Source organism: Bacillus sp. FJAT-45037 (assembly GCF_002797325.1).
In the GTDB taxonomy this organism is placed as follows: domain Bacteria; phylum Bacillota; class Bacilli; order Bacillales; family Bacillaceae_D; genus Alkalihalophilus.
In genome coordinates this window covers 2,322,896-2,341,081 of the sequence record NZ_KZ454938.1, presented here as the reverse complement: position 1 = coordinate 2,341,081, position 18,186 = coordinate 2,322,896, and the positions used below count along the sequence as shown (strand labels likewise).

Below are 18,186 nucleotides of genomic sequence, written 5' to 3'. Positions count from 1 at the left end.
GATTGCTTCAGTAGTCTTTTTTTAGTTCCCTCCTAAAATAGACCTGAGTCAATCAATGAATTTTTTATTGTAAGATTGATGGCTTTGGAGCGATGAAGCTTAAAAGTGAATTTGTTAAGAAAATCTAAGGTGATGATAGGGCTCAGATTTTTCTGGGCTCTTTTTTTAAGTCGATTTCATTTTCTGCAACGAATGGACCAAGTGAATCGTTGTTGCAAAGTAGTCCCCAGTAACTACTTCTCTTTCAAAATATTCTCTTTATGATAAAATAGATTTATAAGCGGATAAGGAGAAATGGATGAAGAAACTGATAGATTATTTACTCTTGACGGTCGGAGCCATTATCGTAGGAGCAGGTTTAGAATTGATTTTAGCGCCTAATAGTTTAGTCGATGGAGGCGTGACGGCTCTTGCAATTATGGGGCATGCGTTATTTGATTTACCGATATGGCTTATTTATTTCGTACTAAATATTCCTACTCTTATTTTTTGTGGAAGACTTATGGGGAAACGTTTTGTTATTCGGACACTGTATGCCAATGTGGTAACAACGATCTCCTTAACCCTTCTTGCGCCGATGCAAGCCATCACATCCTCTGAGGTGTTAATTGTGCTATATGGTGGTTTGATGCTCGGTCTTGGGGTAGGTTTTGTTGTTAAAGCAGGTGGAGCTGTAGACGGTACAGAGATGATTGCGATCTGGTTACAAAAAAAGTTCCATATACCAATTAGTACATTCTTGTTGGCGATCAATGCCATCATTTTGACAGGAGCTGCTTTTGTCTTTTCACTCGAGCAAGCGATGTTTAGTGTCGCTGTTTTCTATATTGTCTCTAAGTTGATTGATTTTGTATTAGATGGTTTAAATCAAGGGAAATCGGTGATGATTATCTCAGACGCTCCTCATGAAGTTGGCGCTAAGTTAATTGAAGAATTAGATGTTCAAATCACTTTTTTATATGGGCAAGGTGGGTATACAGGAGATGAACGAATGCTTATTTATTGTATTACGAATCGGTTTATGTACCCAAAGTTAAAAGAGGTCGTGATGTCGGTTGATCGCGGGGCGGTAATTGAAGCTTCTTATGTGACTGAAACGGCTGGAGTGAAAAAACAGACGTTCTTTGATGTGAACAGAGAAACAAATAATTAAGCAGGATTTGATGTTGTCATTGTATAATTCATGAGGTAGATAGATTCTAAGGGAGTGAAAAGAATGAAAATAAGTTATCATGGACACTCAGTTGTATTAATAGAAACAAAAGGAACTAGAGTCATCTTTGACCCATTCATTACCGGGAACGACTTAACCGATCTGTCGGCGAGTGAGCTGGAAGTAGATATCATTCTCTTAACCCATGGACATAATGATCATGTAGGCGACACGGTCGAACTCGCTAAACGTAACAACGCTTTAGTCATTGCGCCATTTGAACTCGCTACATACCTTGGTTGGCAAGGAGTGAATGTACACCCAATGCATATCGGTGGTGCGCATACATTCGAATTTGGAACAGTGAAATTAACTCAAGCATTTCACGGATCAGCTTATACAGATGAAGAGAATCAGAATATTATTTATACAGGTATGCCAGCTGGAATCCTATTTACAGCTGAACAGAAAACAATCTATCATGCCGGAGATACCGCACTATTTTCCGATATGAAACTGATTGGTGAACGCAATCTGATTGATGTTGCATTTATTCCAATTGGAGATAATTTCACCATGGGTCCAGAAGATGCAAGTATTGCTGCGGGATGGCTACAAGCGAAGCAAGTCGTTCCCATTCACTTCAATACATTTCCAGTGATTGAGCAAGATCCACATGAATTTGCTGATAATCTGTCAGGAAAAAAAGGGAAAGTCTTGGAAGTCGGAGAGACATTGGATATTTAAATAAAAAATTAATTGATCAAGTGAGGTGCGTCCCTTGCTTGGTCTTTTTTTTACTATCGTTCATATAGTACTAGTAGACACTTGTGATAAATGGGGGAAACAGAAATGAAACAGCGTTTGTTTTTAAGTTTACTAATTGCCAGTACGTTGATGGTTTATAGTCTTTCGCATTTGCCTTTTCAAGCGAGTGGGCTAGCAGGGGCTTTTGCCTGGAGTTGGTTTGTTTTTTGTTTTCTCGTCATTGGAGGTAATTTATATGGCCTTGTTTCGCTGAAAAAGAAACCTGTACGAATGGTTAAAGTTGCATCTGTATCAAAGCCACAACGTGCGAAACTACGAGGATAATCCAAGATAGCCTTGATACTGTATTCCATCAGCTTTATAATGGTGCTAGTACAGTTTGCCAGAATACTTTAGGTACAGCTGATAGAATGAATGTGTGGAGGCTATCATGGCTACAAAGCATGAGCAAATTTTAGAATACATAACGAACTTAGAAGTAGGCGGGAAAATCTCTGTACGCCAAATTGCAAAAGCGCTACATGTGAGTGAAGGAACGGCATATCGTGCCATTAAGGAAGCTGAAAATCAAAGCTTAGTTAGTACGATTGAGCGTGTTGGAACTATTCGGATCGAGAAGAAGAAAAAAGAAAACATTGAAAAATTAACGTATGCAGAAATCGTTAACATCGTCGATGGACAAGTTCTTGGCGGAAGAGACGGGTTGCATAAGACGCTAAACCGTTTTGTTATCGGTGCGATGAAGCTCGATGCGATGATGCGGTATGTAGAGGCTGGTAACTTACTTATTGTAGGTAATCGTTATCAAGGTCATAAACTAGCTTTAGAAGCAGGAGCCGCTGTTTTGATCACTGGTGGGTTTGATACAAGTGATGAAGTGATCGAGCTTGCTGATCAGCTGGAGCTTCCAGTGATCTCAACAAGCTATGATACGTTTACAGTTGCTGCGATGATTAACCGAGCGATTTATGATCAGTTGATTAAAAAGGAAATTATTTTAGTTGATGATATCCTCATCCCGCTTCAAGACACGTATTATATGACAATAGCTAATGCGGTGGAAAAGTGGCATGACTTAAATACAAAGACAGGACATAGTCGCTACCCTGTCATTGATGAGCAAATGCGTATTCAGGGAATGGTGGCGGCGAAGGATGTCCTTGGCGCAACGAAGCAGACACCGATTTATAAAGTGATGACGAAAAACCCCATTACTGTGAATGAAAGAACATCGGTGGCATCGGTCGCGCATGTGATGGTGTGGGAAGGTATTGAGTTGTTGCCAGTTATCGATAGCCAGCGCCGTTTAATTGGTGTCATTAGTCGTCAAGATGTATTAAAGGCACTACAGATGATTCAAAAGCAGCCACATGTAGGTGAAACGATTGAAGATACGGTGACGAGTCGAATTGAAGAACACGCTATGGAAGAAGGTTATTCGTATGAGTGTGAAGTGACGCCACAAATGACGAATCAACTTGGAACGATATCCTACGGCGTCTTGACGACACTTGTTACAGAAGCAGGAAGTCGTATTATGCGAAAATATAAAAAAGGTGATCTAGTTGTAGAAAATATCACCCTCTATTTTATTAAGCCTGTACAAATTGAAAGCCGGTTGGTGATCCAGCCTCGAATCCTTGAGATTGGGAGAAAACATGGAAAGATTGATGTAGAGATCTTCCAAGACGGCAAAATTGTAGGGAAAGCACTTATGATGGCTCAACTGATTGAATAAAGAAAAGGGTCTCGGCAAAAATGCCGAGACCCTTTTTATAGCGCTTATTGGTTTTTGAATTGAGGGATATAATGACGGTATGCTTTATACCCTAAAACGACATTCACCGCTCCTAAGATAAGAAACGCAATCCCAACGACGACATCAACGGTACTACGAGGGGAGTAAAGTAAATTAATACTGACAGCCACAAGGAAGAAGCCGATTGAGATATTCGCTTTTGTTTGATAGATTCGTTTTAAAAGTGATTCTGGTGTACGCCATGTTTTAATTTTATTATAAATAAAAAAGACGCCTGAAAAGACAATAATAATGGTCATGATTTTGTCCATAATACAAGTTCCTCCTTCATATGCTATCATTATTGTAGCGTGTGTGATTCGTAAATGCTAGTGAACGAATCATGAAACTATGATGACATTTTAGAAAGAAGGCCGAAGCTATGACAATGATTTATTCGATTTTAGACGAAATTGAACAAGCTAAAACGATCATTATTCACCGACATGAAAGGCCAGACCCTGATGCATTAGGATCTCAATTAGGTTTGAAACGATTGCTAGTTGGCACTTTTCCTGAGAAATCGGTTTATGCAGTGGGAGAAGAAGAGCCGTCTCTTCAATTTTTGGGAAAGATGGATGTTGTGGAGGATGAAACATATCAAGACGCCCTAGTAATTGTGTGTGATACAGCAAATACAGATCGAATTAGTGACAAACGATACAACCTAGGAAGTAAATTAATCAAGGTTGACCATCATCCGAATGAAGAGCCATACGGTGATATGGTTTGGGTGGATACGACAGCTAGTTCAACGAGTGAGATGATCGTTGAATTGTACCAACAGTCTGAGCGTCATCAACTCGTCTTAGATCAAGAGAGTGCCACCCTTCTTTATGCAGGAATTGTTGGCGATACAGGTCGTTTTCGCTACAATAACACAACCGCTAAAACGATGCAGCGAACGAGTGTCTTACTCGAGGTTGGATTTGATCAAAATAATTTTTACAGTCAATTACATAAGCGCGAGTTGAAAATGACGAGACTTGAAGGGCATGTATTACAACATTTTGAAGTGATAGAAGGAGTCGTCGGTGTGATGAAGCTGACAAAGGAAGATCTCATTCGTTTTGACGTGACATCGAGTGAGTCCTCGAAACTCGTGAATTGTTTTTCGGATGTAGACGGATTGAAGACGTGGGTATTCTTTGTCGAGGACGAGGAAAAAATTCGTGTCAGGCTTCGTTCAAGAGGGCCTGTCATTAATACGATTGCAGCAGAACATGATGGTGGAGGTCATCCAATGGCTTCTGGGGCGACGGTGTATAGTTGGGAAGAAGCGAGTACAGTAATTGAGAAATTACTTCAAGCAAGCAAGAAATAAGTAGATAAGAATAACTGACTAAAACGACTTTTAATGTACAAACAGTTTTCACTACAAAATGCTTATGTTAATTAACAGAGAGGCGGGATCTTCCCCCTCTTTTTTTGTTTATTCATTCTCTATATAGATGCCTAGTCAAGGTATCCATATAGAAATACATGAGGAGATTGAAGTAGAAAAAGTAGGTGCAGATGAACTGGAATTAGAAGAGGTTGAGACTAAAGTGAAAGAGGCACCACACATTGTGAATTCAAAGGTAAAAGAACTTACTCCACTGCATGTTAGTGAAACGAAGGTGGAGGAACATGAAAAGCAGGACAACGAGTAATTTCGGTGAAAGAATCTCTTTGTATCGTAAATTAGAGTCAATATCTTTAATCGAACTCAGAAAAGAATCCTTCGATTCAAATAATGATGCAGTTTTAAAATCAATTGAAAATTCCTAATGTACATTTAATTTATGGAGAAGATAAAGAGATTAACTTAGATGAAGACTGGGTACGAATTATCCTTTAAGCCATTAAGCACGGCGAGAATAATGGTTCTGCACTGAATTTTATTCAGCAACAGATAAAACTCATCAATGTTTTACACTTTCGACAATCAGCGCGAAAATTTTTGGAATAAAATTGAAAAACATTTTTTAAATAAATATTGATAATCACGTACATTTAACGTACAATGAAGTTATAGGAAATTCGCTATAGAGATTTTGACGAAAGGAGGAGAGCGCTTGGGTAAATGGATTCAATATATATCCACTTAAACGCTTGCTATTATGGCTATTGCTGCGGGTGCCGTCACCTATTCGGTGATTAGCGCAGAGGGAGATGTAGTACAAGCCCCAAGTTTTTTTTGCTACAAAATCATTAACCGTTCTTTCAAATAGTATGCAGCCGACATCCGATGAGGGGGATGTCGGCTGCATCAGTGAAAACATTGATCCGTTGGTTGGAGATGTCATCACGTATACACATCTCGACGGTATTTTAGTCACACATCGAGCCATTGAGCGAAATGATGTAAGTGGGCAAATGGTGTACCGAGCACAAGGAGATAACATCGATAAACCTAGAGATGCGATATTGGGAGTTAAGATACATATTATTCCTAATGCAGGATATTATGCTCAATTTCTTACAGGACCAGTTGGTTTCTTTGTACTTATCGCATTGCCTATCCTTTCGGCCGTTGTTATCGGAATATTCCAACTGATAGACATGATTGGAGGGGAAAAGAAGAGAAATGAAGGACAGTCGGATAAACTAGTAAGTTAAGTTTATCTCCACGAGAGGGGGAATGGCGCGTGAAGACTTAGAATTGCCTTCGCTTCAAACGTCTATAAAACAATAAAACACATAGAGGAGTCGGTTGAACATGCAAAAGACAAAAAAAGCTTTACTAGGTACAGCATTAGCAGGTGCAATAGTGATCGGGGCAGGATTCGGAACGTTTTCATGGTTTACAAGTAATGCTGTAGTGAGTGGAGAAATTACAAATTCAGTTATTGAGATTACTCCAGAATCACAAGTATTTAACATGAAAGTAAATAAAGGTGAGTTTGACAATATGGCTCCTTCTAGAGTTGCTTTTAGTCAATGGACAGAATTTAAGAACCGGTCAACCGAACCTGTAAAACTTCAAGCTATTTTCAACTCAACTTTGATTCCAGATCCAAAACATGATCCTAATAGTGAGGCGTCATTAGAAAAGTACAATCAAGGAGCTATGTTCGTCTTCAATAGTCCTGTGCAAGGTCCAGGGTGGTTTGGTAACCAGCAAAAAAATCGATCATTATCTGTTTTAGAAGGGCACCTGAATGGCAATGAGTCTCCTTATTGGGGAAAGGAGTTCGGAAAGTTTTATCATGATCTAGGTTTATGGGTTTACCCAATTCTAGAAGGGGCTACCGATGAAGAGAAAGCTCAAATTCTCACATCAGCAGGAAATAATCTGGAAAAAGGTAACGCAGTAGCTTTCGTGGTTTCCGAAGATAGTTTAAGTAATACTGTTGAACTATTTGATGAAGAACCAAAATTAAACGTAGGAACTGGCGGCACTTCAAACAGTATTTTTGTATTATATGGAGCAAAATTAGATGAAACTGCTGGGAACGAATACCAAAACGCGAAGTTAGATGTAAGTTTTGATATTTCACTCTCTCAAGTTGATGCGAACTAATAAGATTATTAATTTAAATACTTTATTTATATTATGATCTAATCTGTTAAAAGAGGAACTGCTAAATAAAATGGTACCTGTAGTTAAGACACTTGAAAAAGAGTGTTTTATCTGCAGGTATTTTTATATACTTAAATTTCACTATATAGGGATTAGGAGATAACATGAGAAATTAACATTTTCAGCTAAAGAGATAAAAGCACTTCAAAAGAATTCAAATATACTACGTGTCAGTGAAGAATTGATTACCTAAACTGATGCCTTTAAAAATAGATTTATGGATGAATCTTTAGCCAGTAAACTGCCTCGACACATTTCTATGGAGAACGGCTTCGACGTCGATGTTATAGGGATGAAGCAAATTGAACATTCACGTTGATTCAAGTTCCTAAACATTGTACATATTTAAATGTGTTAACTGGTTCTAAGTTACCTATTTCATAAACTAATTATAGGAGAAATTAATCTGGATTTTCAATTATTTATTACGATTATTGCTGACAAAGAACTAAATTCGGCTTTCGGTGTCAAGGTAATAAGAAGTTGAGTTTTTATAAAAAATATATCGTGCCATAGTTACATTTCACGTGGGTATAATCCCGACTATATTTGCCCTTTCTATTGCAGGGTCATACGAAGGAGTACCTTTTCTTACCTTTATGGATGCTTTTATGATAGAGATTACGATGGGATTGTAGGTGGTTTAGTGATTGGGGATGCCCCTGTCCGGTCTGGTTTTGTTAGTCCTGTAATGAATATTGTTGTTTTGATCACGGCGGCCATTGCGTCTTTTGCACCATTTCGTTACAAAAAATTGTGTTGACTTACTGTATAGAGCCCCATTTATGCATAAGAAAAGAACGGATGGACGATCAGAAGCTGAATTGATGAAGAGGCGAAGAAGAACTGTTAGTTGTGGACCTATACAAAAAAAGCAGATTCCCCAAATGGAAGGATCCGCTATTTATGGTGGTGAACTGTATGCTCTTTACTCACTGTCGGCTGCTTTCTTTTCGGGGATAAACCAAGACCCCACTTCGGTTACATCCTCACTAACTGCAATGCCTTCTTTAGCCAATTGTTTACGAATCATTTCTGACACTTCTTTTGATTCGGCGAATGCTGACAAACCAGCTTTAATCTTTTCTACTTTCTTTAGGGCCATCGCTTTACGGCTTAAAACCATTTCTTTACCTGTCACGTCCACAGTATCAGCCTCCTAGTTACTTATATGTAACTTTTAATGTTACATATAAGTATACAGTAAAGTATCAAATTTTGTGATGAGTTTATAAAATGTTCTCAAAACTGTTAAGATTACGTGCTAGCAGGGACGATTCTTGCGTCGATTTGTACGTTTGTCCACATAAACACATACACAACCTCTAGCTGGAGCCGATGATCCCCTACTTCAAACACTTTATTTTCTAGAGTGCGAACCAATAAATCTTTCGTTTCGGCAACGGACGCAAGGTTTTTCCGTTCAATAAACGTCAGTTCTTCTAACGCTTGTTGCTGCAACTCAAAGAGTGTGAGCTGATTTAATTTTAGTTTCTGTGTGTTGGTAAAATGAATTTCAATCTTTTGGACAGTTAAGTTTTTTTGGTTTTCTTCGTTTTCTTCTTTTTGTTGACTGCGTAACTCCTCAATCGTTCTCGTTTGGTTTTGGATCGTTACTTCTTGTTCGGATAGTTTTAACATTAAACCTTCGTAAATGACACCGTATTGATAAAGAAAGAAACCCCAACCGAGAATCACCCCTATGATTATGCCGGCAAAAAAACGTTGCCAACTTGGACGTTGATAGTATGGAGGAATTCTCATAACGGTAATTGCTCGCCTCCTACAATCCATTGAATCAGTTTTGTGCCTGTTTGAGCGCCACATAAAGCTGCAAAAATAAGAAATAATGTTCGGTAAATATCATCATGCGTCCCCTCAAAAAGTCCACGTTCAATATTGGTTATCACATCGAATGTTCCACCGATCGCAGCGACGATGGCCCAGATTTTTAAGCTGCCTGCTAGATTGTACATCACAGATAAGGGGGGCTTGCCTATAAGAAAGGCGCCAATCCCACCGATAATCGCACCACCTACAATCACGCCAAAAGCAACGAAGTAGTCAATGATTAAATTTGCGAGAAGGTCACGATCCATATTGATTCCTCCAATCTTTACGTGGGTTGTCCTAGTCGTTTGTATATACTATAGGAAAGGGATGGAAAATATGCGTGAAATTCATTTTCTACAAGCAGATCAGAAATGAAAGTAAGGCATGAAGATGTATAATGGAAAAAGAACAGAAGACCAACGAATTAATCGTTATTAAAATGATTGTTAAATAGAATCGGAAAAGTGAAGGAAAAGAGAGGGGATATGGCTTGTTATTAACTCATGTCTATAGTGAGTATAGTTTACTCTCATCAACCAATCGAATAGAAGCACTTGTGTATCATGCTAAACAAAGAGGGTATCAATCGCTTACTTTAACCGATAAAGGCGTTATGTATGGAGCGATTCCGTTTTATCAAGCATGCACAAAAGCAGGTATTAAGCCGATTATTGGCTTGGAAGTGCAGATTGAAACAAGCGACGTAGGTGAACCGGCTAAACTACGACTTCTTGCCAAAAACCATAACGGCTACCTGAACTTATTACATATCTCTACTATGGTGCAGATGAAAGCTGAAAAAGAACGAGAGCTACAATCAACGGAATTATTGCCTCTACTAGATGATTGCGTGGTCATTTTGTCATATGACGCCGGGTCAATCCAACAGCTCCTTCGCGAGGGAAGAGAACAAGCAGCGATCGAATGGTGTCAACGTTGGATTCAAATACAGCAAAAGGATGATTGGTATATCGATCTATCCGGTGATCGCGATCATGATCTTACTCATTGGCGCATGATTTGTCGTTTTGCTGCTGAACGTGGATTAAAAGTCACAGGGTCAACTCCAGTGTGGTTCACCAACAAAGAGGATTACGAAGCTTATGCGACAGTTAGAGCTATTCGTCTTGGCGAAACGATTCAGCTTGCGGACCTAGGTGACAAAGAACGATCTTACTACCTAAAGCCCAAAGACGAATACAGCCTGTTATTCACCGATTTTAAAGAGGTGTTACACGGTTTAGAAGAGATTGATAAAAAGTGTAGAGTGGAACTAGATTTAGATAAACGGTACTTACCCTCTTATCCTTTTACAAAAGAACAAGATACAAAAAAAGCTCTTCGTGCTGCTTGTTTTGAAGGGGTAGGGAAGCGATTTGGGAATCAAAAAACAGATCAAATCATGCAACGTTTAGAACATGAACTGTCGATTATTCACCAAATGGGCTTTGATGATTATTTTTTGATCGTGTCTGATTTTATGAAGTATGCAAGAGGGCGTCAGATGATGACTGGTCCAGGACGAGGGTCGGCCGCAGGATCATTGGTTGCGTACGTTTTGTACATCACTGATGTGGATCCATTGAAGTACGGATTATTGTTTGAACGTTTTCTAAACCCGGAGCGAGTTTCTTTACCTGATATTGATATCGACTTCCCAGATCATCGGCGTGATGAGGTGATTGAGTATGTTCAGCAAAAATATGGACAGGATCGTGTGGCACAAATTGCAACATTTGGGACATTAGCGGCTAAAGCTGCGATTAGAGATACAGGGAAGGCGCTGGCTGTTGATGCGTTTCTCGTAGAAAAAGTAGCCAAGCTTATTCCATCTGCTCCTAATATGACATTAAAAAAAGCGCTCGAACAAGAGGCGGAGCTTCGTCAATTGATGGAAGGAGAAGCGAAAAGACTCGTAACGATTGCTCAAGCGATTGAGGGTTTACCTAGACATGTTTCCACCCATGCAGCAGGTGTCGTGATTAGTCCACGCCCGTTAACCGATCTCGTAGCCTTACAAAAAGGACAAGGTCAAGTTGTGCTTACACAAGCAACGATGGGAGTAGTAGAAGATGTTGGCCTAGTGAAATTTGATTTTCTTGGGTTGCGTAACTTAACGTTGCTTGAGCGAGTTGTCGCGATTATAAAGAATCAAACAGGAAAGAAAATCAACGTATTAGAACTTCCTCTTCAAGATGAATTAACCTATCGTTTACTTACTGCCGGAGACACCACAGGAGTGTTTCAACTAGAATCGAGTGGAATGCGACAGGCCTTGCGTTCTTTAAAACCGACGGAATTTGAAGATATTGTTGCAGTGAATGCCTTGTACAGACCAGGTCCAATGGAATTTATTGATCAGTATGTAGCAGGAAAGCACGGAGAAAAAAAGATCAATCTGTTGCATGCAGACCTTGAAGAAATTATCGGTTCAACATATGGTGTCATCGTCTACCAAGAGCAAATTATGAAAATTGCTGTCAAGATGGCAGGGTTTACGCTTGCTGAAGCCGATTCCTTACGTAGGGCGATTAGTAAAAAGAATAAGCAAGAACTCGACCGAAGTCGTGAAAGGTTTATAACTGGTGCAAAACAGAAATCCTATGAAGAAAAAGTAAGCCAGCAGATTTTCAACTTGATCGAGCGCTTTGCCAACTACGGTTTTAACCGAAGTCATGCGGTCGCTTATAGCATGATAAGCTATCAACTAGCCTATTTAAAAGCTCATTACCCACTCGCATTTTTTACGGCTCTACTCTCAAGTGTGTGGAATACGCCATTGAAATTGAAGGAATTACTAGTTGAGATGAAGAGAAGTGAAATCGAGATTCTTCCACCGACACTATCTAAAAGTCAGTTACTCTTCTCCTTAGAAAAAGATGCTGTTCGTTTTGGATTATTGCCTATTAGTCATGTAGGTGTTCAAGCAGCTAAGCATATTGTTGAGCTCTCATCTAAAAAGCCTTTTGCAGATCTATTCGATTACTGTGTAAGAGTGGATCAACGTCTTGTAAATAAAAGAGCGACAGAGAATTTGATTAAGTCTGGTGCGCTGGATGAGTTTGGAGAAGATCGAGCTACGTTGCTTTATTCGCTAGATTTAGCGTATGAATTTGCAGAAAAAGTGCAAACCTTTCAAAATGAGTCAGAAGGGCTCTTTACCATTGACGTAAAGTCACCAGACTACGAACGAGTAGAGCCATTAACGGTTCAGGAAAAGCTTATATTTGAAAAGGAAGCGATAGGACTGTACCTGTCTGGTCACCCGATTGAACAAGTGAGTGAGGTGTTAGAGAAGTTCGATCGTACACCAATAGTCGAGATTTCTGATATGAAATCTATGCACCCACGAATTGCTGGACTTGTATCTGCTGTAAAAAAAATCACGACAAAAAAAGGGGATCCGATGGCCTTTATGGAAATGGGAGACGAGACAGGTCAATGCGAAGTAACTGTCTTTCCACGTGAATGGAAGCAGTATACAAAAGTATTAAAAGAAGGAGCACTTCTATTTATGGAGGGGAAGGTGGACGAATCAAGAGGGAGATTGCAATTTGTCTTAGAGAAATGTGTAACGGTCGAATCTATTACAAACCCACCAAAGCGCGTCCCTGCCCTTTATTTAAAGGTAGAAGATCAAGATCAGTTTGAATCAATTAAGGAACTCCTTCATGACGATCAAGGTCAAACAAATGTGATCGTCTACTTACAAAGTCATAAAAAAACGATTCAGCTTCAAGAATCTTTCCGTGTCGGACCGAGTAATACATGCATGCAGGAACTAATCAGCAAGTTAGGAAAAGATCGAGTGGTACTAAAATAAGCAATTTTTTGAGTAACGGGATTTTCATAATAAAAGCTGATAAGGATCGGTTTTTACGAAATCTCCCCTTGTTGATTAATATAGTTTTGTATATAATTGAGAATGATTTCAGGTGGTCAGACCAATTTTTAAAAAGAAATTAGTTTAGTCTAGAAAAAATAAAAAAACGGTTTGCTTACCGACTTAAAGGAGAGTGTTTGCTGTGCCAACAACAAGAGAAGAAGCGCTTCATATGCATCGTGTCAATCGAGGGAAATTAGAATCTAAATCAAAGGTACCTGTGAAAAATGCTCGTGACTTAAGCTTAGCGTATTCACCAGGAGTAGCAGAGCCTTGTAAAGAGATTTTTGAAGATGTTGAATCTGTTTATGAATATACAATGAAAGGCAATATGGTGGCTGTTGTAAGTAACGGTACAGCTGTCCTTGGATTAGGAAACATTGGACCAGAAGCTTCTCTACCTGTTATGGAAGGGAAAGCAGTCTTGTTTAAATCATTTGCAGGGGTAGATGCCTTCCCAATCTGCTTACGTACAGAAGACGTTGATAAAATCGTTGAAACAGTAAAGCTGATGGAACCCACTTTTGGCGGAGTGAACTTAGAAGACATTGCGGCACCTAGTTGTTTTGAAATTGAAGAACGACTAAAAAAAGAAACAAACATCCCTGTTTTCCATGACGATCAGCACGGGACCGCGATTGTCACTCTTGCAGGCTTAATTAATGCTCTGAAGATTACTGGCAAAAAGATGTCTGAAATAAAAGTCGTAGCAAACGGAGCAGGGTCAGCTGGGATTGCGATCATTAAACTTATGCAACGCATGGGCGTTCGTGACATCATTATGTGTGATTCTAAAGGGGCAATCTATGACGGTCGTCCTTACGGAATGAATGATGTAAAAGCAGAAGTAGCTAAATTTACAAATCGTGATCGATTAGAAGGTAATTTGGCAGATGTGATCAAAGGCACAGATGTATTTATCGGTGTATCTGTGGCAGGTGCTCTAAACGAAGAGATGATCAAGAGCATGAATCAAGATCCAATTATTTTTGCGATGGCAAATCCTGTTCCGGAAATCATGCCAGAATTAGCAAAAGCAGCAGGAGCAAAAGTGATTGGGACAGGCCGTTCAGACTTCCCTAACCAAGTTAACAATGTCCTTGCTTTCCCTGGAATCTTCCGTGGAGCGCTTGATGTTCGTGCAACACACATTAACGAAGAGATGAAAGTAGCAGCGGTTTATGCAATTGCAGATTTAGTCGCTGAGACGGATTTAACAGCAGATTATGTTATTCCTGCCCCATTTGACCCTCGTGTCGCTCCAGCTGTAGCAGCTGCTGTAGCAAAAACAGCGATGGAGACTGGTGTGGCAAGAATTAAAGTTGACCCAGAGCAAATAGCTGAGAAAACTCGTCAATTAGCGATTATCGGAAAAGATAAATAAGCAGTAAGAATGGATTGAGGTGAATTGACTCATGTCATCACAACAACCTAAGGTCTATATTGAAGTTATTAATAAGATCAATGAAATCATGAAAGAAGATGATTTGACCGAAGGAGATCGACTTCCTTCTGAACGAGAACTAAGCGACCGATTAAATGTCGGTCGCTCCTCTGTTCGTGAAGCGCTTAGAGCCTTAGAATTACTAGATTTAATCGAGACAAGAAGAGGCGAAGGAACGTTTGTAAAACCTGTAAATAGCCATCGTTTAGTTAGCATTATCCTTTCTTTTTTACTAAAAGACGAGGCGGCGCAGCAGGATTTGGCAGAAACAAGGCGAATTGTAGAATTAGAAGCGTTGCGTTTAGCGTTTGAACGAATCGACGATATAAAACTAGAACAATTGCAGCACTTAATTGATCGTTCGAAAGAAGAGTGGGAGCACGGTGATTTTCCGGTAGAGGAAGATTATTTGTTCCATAAAACCATTGTTGAAGCTTGTAGTAACCGACTCTTACTAAACATCTGGATTGCGCTTGTTGAATACAATAAAGCCGCGATTAAGCAATCGTTAGCAAGAGAAGGAAGGCCGAGTGTTTCGATTCAAGAGCACGAAGCGATCGTGACGGCTATAAGAGATCGAAACTTGGATGAAGCACTTCAAGCAATGCGCGAACATTTGCATAATAGTAGATTTTAGCTCTTAAAAGAAAAGGTTGTACTACTTGTACACAAGCGATCATAAGCTCTAAAAAATATGACTCTTAAGCTAGTGAGGTGCAGAAATGCTTAAGGATTTATTCACGAAAAAGAAGCGATATGCCACAATTCCATCAGAACGTGCAAAACAAGATGTACCAGAAGGCTTGATGACAAAATGTCCATCTTGTCGGACGATTATGTACACGAAAGAATTAAAAAAGAATCTTCTTGTTTGTCACTCATGCGGTCATCATCACCGTATGACGGCCTATGAAAGACTCAATAGTCTCTTAGACGACGGAAGTTTTGTTGAATATGATAAATTGATGATCGGGAAAAACCCATTAGATTTTCCTGATTATGAAGAAAAGCTTGCCAAGGATCGTGAAAAAACCGATTTAAACGAGGCTGTAGTGACCGGTGAAGGCGATATTAACGGTTTCCCGGCAGTTGTGGCGGTAATGGACGCACGCTTCCGTATGGGCAGTATGGGCTCTGTCGTAGGGGAGAAGATTACAAGAGCCATTGAGGCAGCTATTGAAAAAAACTATCCATTTCTATTGTTTTCAGCTTCAGGTGGAGCTCGTATGCAAGAAGGAATCTTAAGTTTAATGCAAATGGCGAAGACAAGTGCTGCTTTGCAAAAGCTAAGTCAAAATGGTGGATTATTTATTTCCATTATGACGCACCCAACCACAGGAGGTGTATCAGCTAGCTTCGCATCACTCGGCGACTATAACTTTGCAGAACCCAAAGCACTAATTGGCTTTGCGGGTAGACGTATTATAGAACAGACAATTAGACAAGAGTTACCCGATGATTTTCAAACAGCAGAATTTTTATTAAAGCATGGTCAACTAGATCGTGTTGTGTCTCGTAAAGAAATGAAAGAAGTGTTAACAACGATACTAGACATTCATCAACATGTGTAAGGAGGTGTATGAAGATGGCAAGTGACTTAGTTTTTGAGAAGCCAATTGTTGAATTGCGAGATAAAATCTCGGAGCTTAAAACATTTACTAATGAAAAAGAGATTGACCTAAGTGATGAGATTGAGAAACTTGAGGCTCGTCTTATGCAATTAGAAAAAGAAATTTACGGGAACCTCCAACCATGGGAGCGTGTCCAAATTGCGAGACATAGCGAACGTCCAACGACTCTGGATTACATCGAGCATCTGTTTACCGACTTTCTAGAAATGCACGGAGATCGCGTATATGGCGATGATGCAGCTATTGTAGGTGGGATCGCTAAGTATGAGGGGAGACCTCTGACTGTGATTGGCCATCAGCGCGGAAAAGATACGAAAGAAAATATCCATCGTAATTTCGGTATGCCCCATCCAGAAGGCTATAGAAAAGCGCTGCGCCTTATGAAACAAGCTGAAAAATTTAACCGCCCGATCATATGTTTTATAGACACAAAAGGGGCTTATCCGGGTATGGCAGCTGAAGAACGTGGCCAGAGTGAAGCGATTGCGAGAAATCTCTTTGAAATGGCGGGTTTAACCGTCCCAGTGATTTGTGTAGTGATTGGTGAAGGCGGAAGTGGTGGAGCACTCGCGTTAGGCATTGGAGACCGTATTTTCATGTTGGAGAATTCAACGTATTCGGTCATTTCACCAGAAGGAGCAGCTGCTCTACTATGGAAGGATGCAACGCTTGCAAAGAAAGCGGCTGAATCGATGAAGATTACCGCGCCTGACTTACTAGAACTTGGGGTCATTGATGACATTATTCGTGAGGCAAAAGGTGGGGCTCATCGTGACCTTAAAAATCAAGCCGAAGCGATCGGTCGCGCCCTTTCCTCTTCATTGGAAGAATTGGATCAGTTATCCAAAAGTGAGCTTGTAAATAAACGTTATCAAAAATACAAAAAAATCGGACAATTTACCTTTGTAACCGATACCAATGCCTTAGTATAGGCAAAAGTGCTTTCTACTCCTTAGAAAGCACTTTTTATTTTGGAAGCAACTGTATTGTATTCCGTACGTTTAAGTGGTATTTTTTTTAATTGAGAGCATGATAATAGGTGGATACCATACAGCACCTTTTTGAACAAGATTGATAAGGGTACTTTTACATTTGTAAAGTTCCTTTTGATTATACAAAATTGCATTCCATGATGGAGGGGTTATTCATGAAACGTATTGGAGTTTTAACAAGTGGTGGAGATTCACCAGGAATGAACGCCGCAATTCGTGCGGTCGTTCGTAAAGCCATTTATCATGATATTGAAGTGTACGGAATTTCATATGGTTACGCTGGTCTGATTGCTGGAGACATTAAAAAAATGGAACTTGGATCAGTGGGGGACATCATTCACCGTGGTGGTACGATACTCTACACAGCACGTTGTGAAGAGTTCAAAACACGTGAAGGTCAACTGAAAGGGATTGAGCAGCTCAAAAAATTCGGCATCGAAGGACTAGTTGTGATTGGTGGAGACGGTTCGTACCGCGGGGCTCAAAAGTTAACTGAGCATGGCTTCCCGACAATTGGTGTTCCAGGAACCATCGATAATGATATTCCAGGAACGGACTTCACAATAGGTTTTGATACAGCCTTAAATACAGTGATTGATGCAATCGATAAAATTCGTGACACGGCGACTTCTCATGAGCGTACATATGTGATTGAGGTAATGGGACGTCATGCGGGAGACTTGGCTTTGTGGTCAGGACTTGCTGATGGAGCCGAAACCATTATGATTCCAGAAGCAGAATATGACATGAAACAAATTATTAGCCGCTTAAAACGTGGACAAGAACGTGGGAAAAAGCACAGTATCATCGTTGTAGCTGAAGGTGTCGGAAGTGGGATCGACGTTGGGAAGCGTATCAGCGAAGAAACGAGTATGGAAACGCGTGTAACAGTGCTTGGACATATTCAACGCGGTGGTTCGCCTACTGGTTCTGACCGAGTACTTGCTAGCCGACTTGGCGCAAAAGCGGTTGATTTATTATTAGCGGGAGAAGCTGGTAGAACGGTTGGTATTCAACATAACAAGCTTGTTCATCACGACATCGCTCAAATTCTTTCCGAGCCTCATTCTATTGATTTAGATATCTACAAGCTATCACAAGAGCTTTCAATTTAATTTA

Annotated in this window: 17 protein-coding genes and 2 pseudogenes; 15 read left to right on the top strand and 4 right to left on the bottom strand. The window is 40.0% G+C overall.

The window, feature by feature from the left end:
• Window positions 1-59 precede the first annotated feature (59 nt).
• From CDZ88_RS18020 to CDZ88_RS11915, 5 genes are all read left to right on the top strand, one after another.
• Window positions 60-128, top strand: coding sequence for a PhnA domain-containing protein (locus CDZ88_RS18020; protein WP_100374682.1), 69 nt, complete (start codon window positions 60-62; stop codon window positions 126-128).
• Between the two features lie 170 nt (window positions 129-298).
• Window positions 299-1,153 (top strand): YitT family protein, encoded by an 855-nt coding sequence (locus tag CDZ88_RS11930; protein WP_100373758.1) that lies wholly within the window; start codon window positions 299-301, stop codon window positions 1,151-1,153.
• A gap of 63 nt (window positions 1,154-1,216) precedes the next feature.
• Window positions 1,217-1,900 carry a metal-dependent hydrolase gene (locus tag CDZ88_RS11925; protein WP_100373757.1) on the top strand — a complete coding sequence of 228 codons (684 nt, stop codon included), beginning with the start codon at window positions 1,217-1,219 and terminating at the stop codon, window positions 1,898-1,900.
• Window positions 1,901-2,005: 105 nt separating this feature from the next.
• A complete protein-coding gene (locus CDZ88_RS11920; RefSeq protein WP_100373756.1) occupies window positions 2,006-2,245 on the top strand; it encodes a hypothetical protein in 240 nt (79 codons plus the stop codon).
• A 106-nt stretch (window positions 2,246-2,351) separates the two neighbouring features.
• Window positions 2,352-3,659: a CBS domain-containing protein gene (locus CDZ88_RS11915; RefSeq protein WP_100373755.1), complete on the top strand. Its 1,308-nt coding sequence runs from the start codon at window positions 2,352-2,354 to the stop codon at window positions 3,657-3,659.
• A gap of 44 nt (window positions 3,660-3,703) precedes the next feature.
• Here the strand turns inward: CDZ88_RS11915 and CDZ88_RS11910 are convergent, their stop codons facing one another.
• On the bottom strand, window positions 3,704-3,991 hold the full coding sequence (locus tag CDZ88_RS11910; protein WP_100373754.1) for a YtpI family protein: 288 nt from the start codon (window positions 3,989-3,991) through the stop codon (window positions 3,704-3,706).
• A 116-nt stretch (window positions 3,992-4,107) separates the two neighbouring features.
• Here CDZ88_RS11910 and CDZ88_RS11905 point away from each other — a divergent pair, with 116 nt between their 5' ends.
• The 4 genes and pseudogenes from CDZ88_RS11905 to CDZ88_RS11885 form a co-directional block, all read left to right on the top strand.
• Window positions 4,108-5,043, top strand: a complete 936-nt coding sequence (locus CDZ88_RS11905) for a DHH family phosphoesterase (RefSeq protein ID WP_232718742.1) — start codon at window positions 4,108-4,110, stop codon at window positions 5,041-5,043.
• 875 nt (window positions 5,044-5,918) lie between these two features.
• Window positions 5,919-6,320: pseudogene (locus CDZ88_RS11895) on the top strand (hypothetical protein); the annotation flags it as partial.
• 100 nt (window positions 6,321-6,420) lie between these two features.
• Window positions 6,421-7,224, top strand: a complete 804-nt coding sequence (locus CDZ88_RS11890; RefSeq protein ID WP_100373750.1) for a hypothetical protein — start codon at window positions 6,421-6,423, stop codon at window positions 7,222-7,224.
• 563 nt (window positions 7,225-7,787) lie between these two features.
• Window positions 7,788-8,020 (top strand): annotated as a pseudogene (locus CDZ88_RS11885) (spore germination protein); the annotation flags it as partial.
• A 192-nt stretch (window positions 8,021-8,212) separates the two neighbouring features.
• Here CDZ88_RS11885 and CDZ88_RS11880 read toward each other — a convergent pair.
• From CDZ88_RS11880 to CDZ88_RS11870, 3 genes are all read right to left on the bottom strand, one after another.
• Complete coding sequence (locus tag CDZ88_RS11880) at window positions 8,213-8,431, bottom strand: hypothetical protein (protein ID WP_100373749.1); 219 nt, start codon at window positions 8,429-8,431, stop codon at window positions 8,213-8,215.
• Between the two features lie 110 nt (window positions 8,432-8,541).
• On the bottom strand, window positions 8,542-9,048 hold the full coding sequence (gene ytrI / locus CDZ88_RS11875) for a sporulation membrane protein YtrI (protein ID WP_100373748.1): 507 nt from the start codon (window positions 9,046-9,048) through the stop codon (window positions 8,542-8,544).
• Window positions 9,045-9,383: a sporulation membrane protein YtrH gene (locus CDZ88_RS11870; RefSeq protein WP_100373747.1), complete on the bottom strand. Its 339-nt coding sequence runs from the start codon at window positions 9,381-9,383 to the stop codon at window positions 9,045-9,047. The genes ytrI and CDZ88_RS11870 overlap by 4 nt, the downstream gene beginning before the upstream one ends.
• Before the next feature lie 224 nt (window positions 9,384-9,607).
• Between CDZ88_RS11870 and dnaE the strand changes: the two genes are divergently transcribed.
• The 6 genes from dnaE to pfkA all read left to right on the top strand — a co-directional run bounded on the left by dnaE (window position 9,608) and on the right by pfkA (window position 18,182).
• Window positions 9,608-12,940, top strand: a complete 3,333-nt coding sequence (gene dnaE, locus CDZ88_RS11865; RefSeq protein ID WP_100373746.1) for a DNA polymerase III subunit alpha — start codon at window positions 9,608-9,610, stop codon at window positions 12,938-12,940.
• 232 nt (window positions 12,941-13,172) lie between these two features.
• The gene (locus tag CDZ88_RS11860; RefSeq protein ID WP_198507894.1) at window positions 13,173-14,384 is read left to right on the top strand and encodes an NADP-dependent malic enzyme; all 1,212 of its coding nucleotides are present in this window, start codon (window positions 13,173-13,175) and stop codon (window positions 14,382-14,384) included.
• A gap of 31 nt (window positions 14,385-14,415) precedes the next feature.
• Entirely contained in the window at window positions 14,416-15,081 is a 666-nt protein-coding gene (locus CDZ88_RS11855) for a FadR/GntR family transcriptional regulator (protein ID WP_100373744.1), read from the top strand.
• A gap of 85 nt (window positions 15,082-15,166) precedes the next feature.
• The gene (gene accD, locus CDZ88_RS11850; protein WP_100373743.1) at window positions 15,167-16,015 is read left to right on the top strand and encodes an acetyl-CoA carboxylase, carboxyltransferase subunit beta; all 849 of its coding nucleotides are present in this window, start codon (window positions 15,167-15,169) and stop codon (window positions 16,013-16,015) included.
• Between the two features lie 14 nt (window positions 16,016-16,029).
• The gene (accA, locus tag CDZ88_RS11845) at window positions 16,030-17,007 is read left to right on the top strand and encodes an acetyl-CoA carboxylase carboxyl transferase subunit alpha (protein WP_100373742.1); all 978 of its coding nucleotides are present in this window, start codon (window positions 16,030-16,032) and stop codon (window positions 17,005-17,007) included.
• 215 nt (window positions 17,008-17,222) lie between these two features.
• Window positions 17,223-18,182 carry a 6-phosphofructokinase gene (gene pfkA / locus CDZ88_RS11840; RefSeq protein WP_100373741.1) on the top strand — a complete coding sequence of 320 codons (960 nt, stop codon included), beginning with the start codon at window positions 17,223-17,225 and terminating at the stop codon, window positions 18,180-18,182.
• Window positions 18,183-18,186 lie beyond the last annotated feature (4 nt).

Coding starts and splice junctions, on each gene's coding strand:
- CDZ88_RS11890 (WP_100373750.1), top strand. CDS start 6,421: ATGCAAAAGACAAAAAAAGCTTTACTAGGTACAGCATTAGCAGGTGCA.
- CDZ88_RS11855 (WP_100373744.1), top strand. CDS start 14,416: ATGTCATCACAACAACCTAAGGTCTATATTGAAGTTATTAATAAGATC.
- pfkA (WP_100373741.1), top strand. CDS start 17,223: ATGAAACGTATTGGAGTTTTAACAAGTGGTGGAGATTCACCAGGAATG.
- CDZ88_RS11905 (WP_232718742.1), top strand. CDS start 4,108: ATGATTTATTCGATTTTAGACGAAATTGAACAAGCTAAAACGATCATT.
- accD (WP_100373743.1), top strand. CDS start 15,167: ATGCTTAAGGATTTATTCACGAAAAAGAAGCGATATGCCACAATTCCA.
- accA (WP_100373742.1), top strand. CDS start 16,030: ATGGCAAGTGACTTAGTTTTTGAGAAGCCAATTGTTGAATTGCGAGAT.
- CDZ88_RS11930 (WP_100373758.1), top strand. CDS start 299: ATGAAGAAACTGATAGATTATTTACTCTTGACGGTCGGAGCCATTATC.
- CDZ88_RS11870 (WP_100373747.1), bottom strand. CDS start 9,383: ATGGATCGTGACCTTCTCGCAAATTTAATCATTGACTACTTCGTTGCT.
- CDZ88_RS11920 (WP_100373756.1), top strand. CDS start 2,006: ATGAAACAGCGTTTGTTTTTAAGTTTACTAATTGCCAGTACGTTGATG.
- ytrI (WP_100373748.1), bottom strand. CDS start 9,048: ATGAGAATTCCTCCATACTATCAACGTCCAAGTTGGCAACGTTTTTTT.
- CDZ88_RS11915 (WP_100373755.1), top strand. CDS start 2,352: ATGGCTACAAAGCATGAGCAAATTTTAGAATACATAACGAACTTAGAA.
- CDZ88_RS11860 (WP_198507894.1), top strand. CDS start 13,173: ATGCATCGTGTCAATCGAGGGAAATTAGAATCTAAATCAAAGGTACCT.
- CDZ88_RS11910 (WP_100373754.1), bottom strand. CDS start 3,991: ATGGACAAAATCATGACCATTATTATTGTCTTTTCAGGCGTCTTTTTT.
- CDZ88_RS11925 (WP_100373757.1), top strand. CDS start 1,217: ATGAAAATAAGTTATCATGGACACTCAGTTGTATTAATAGAAACAAAA.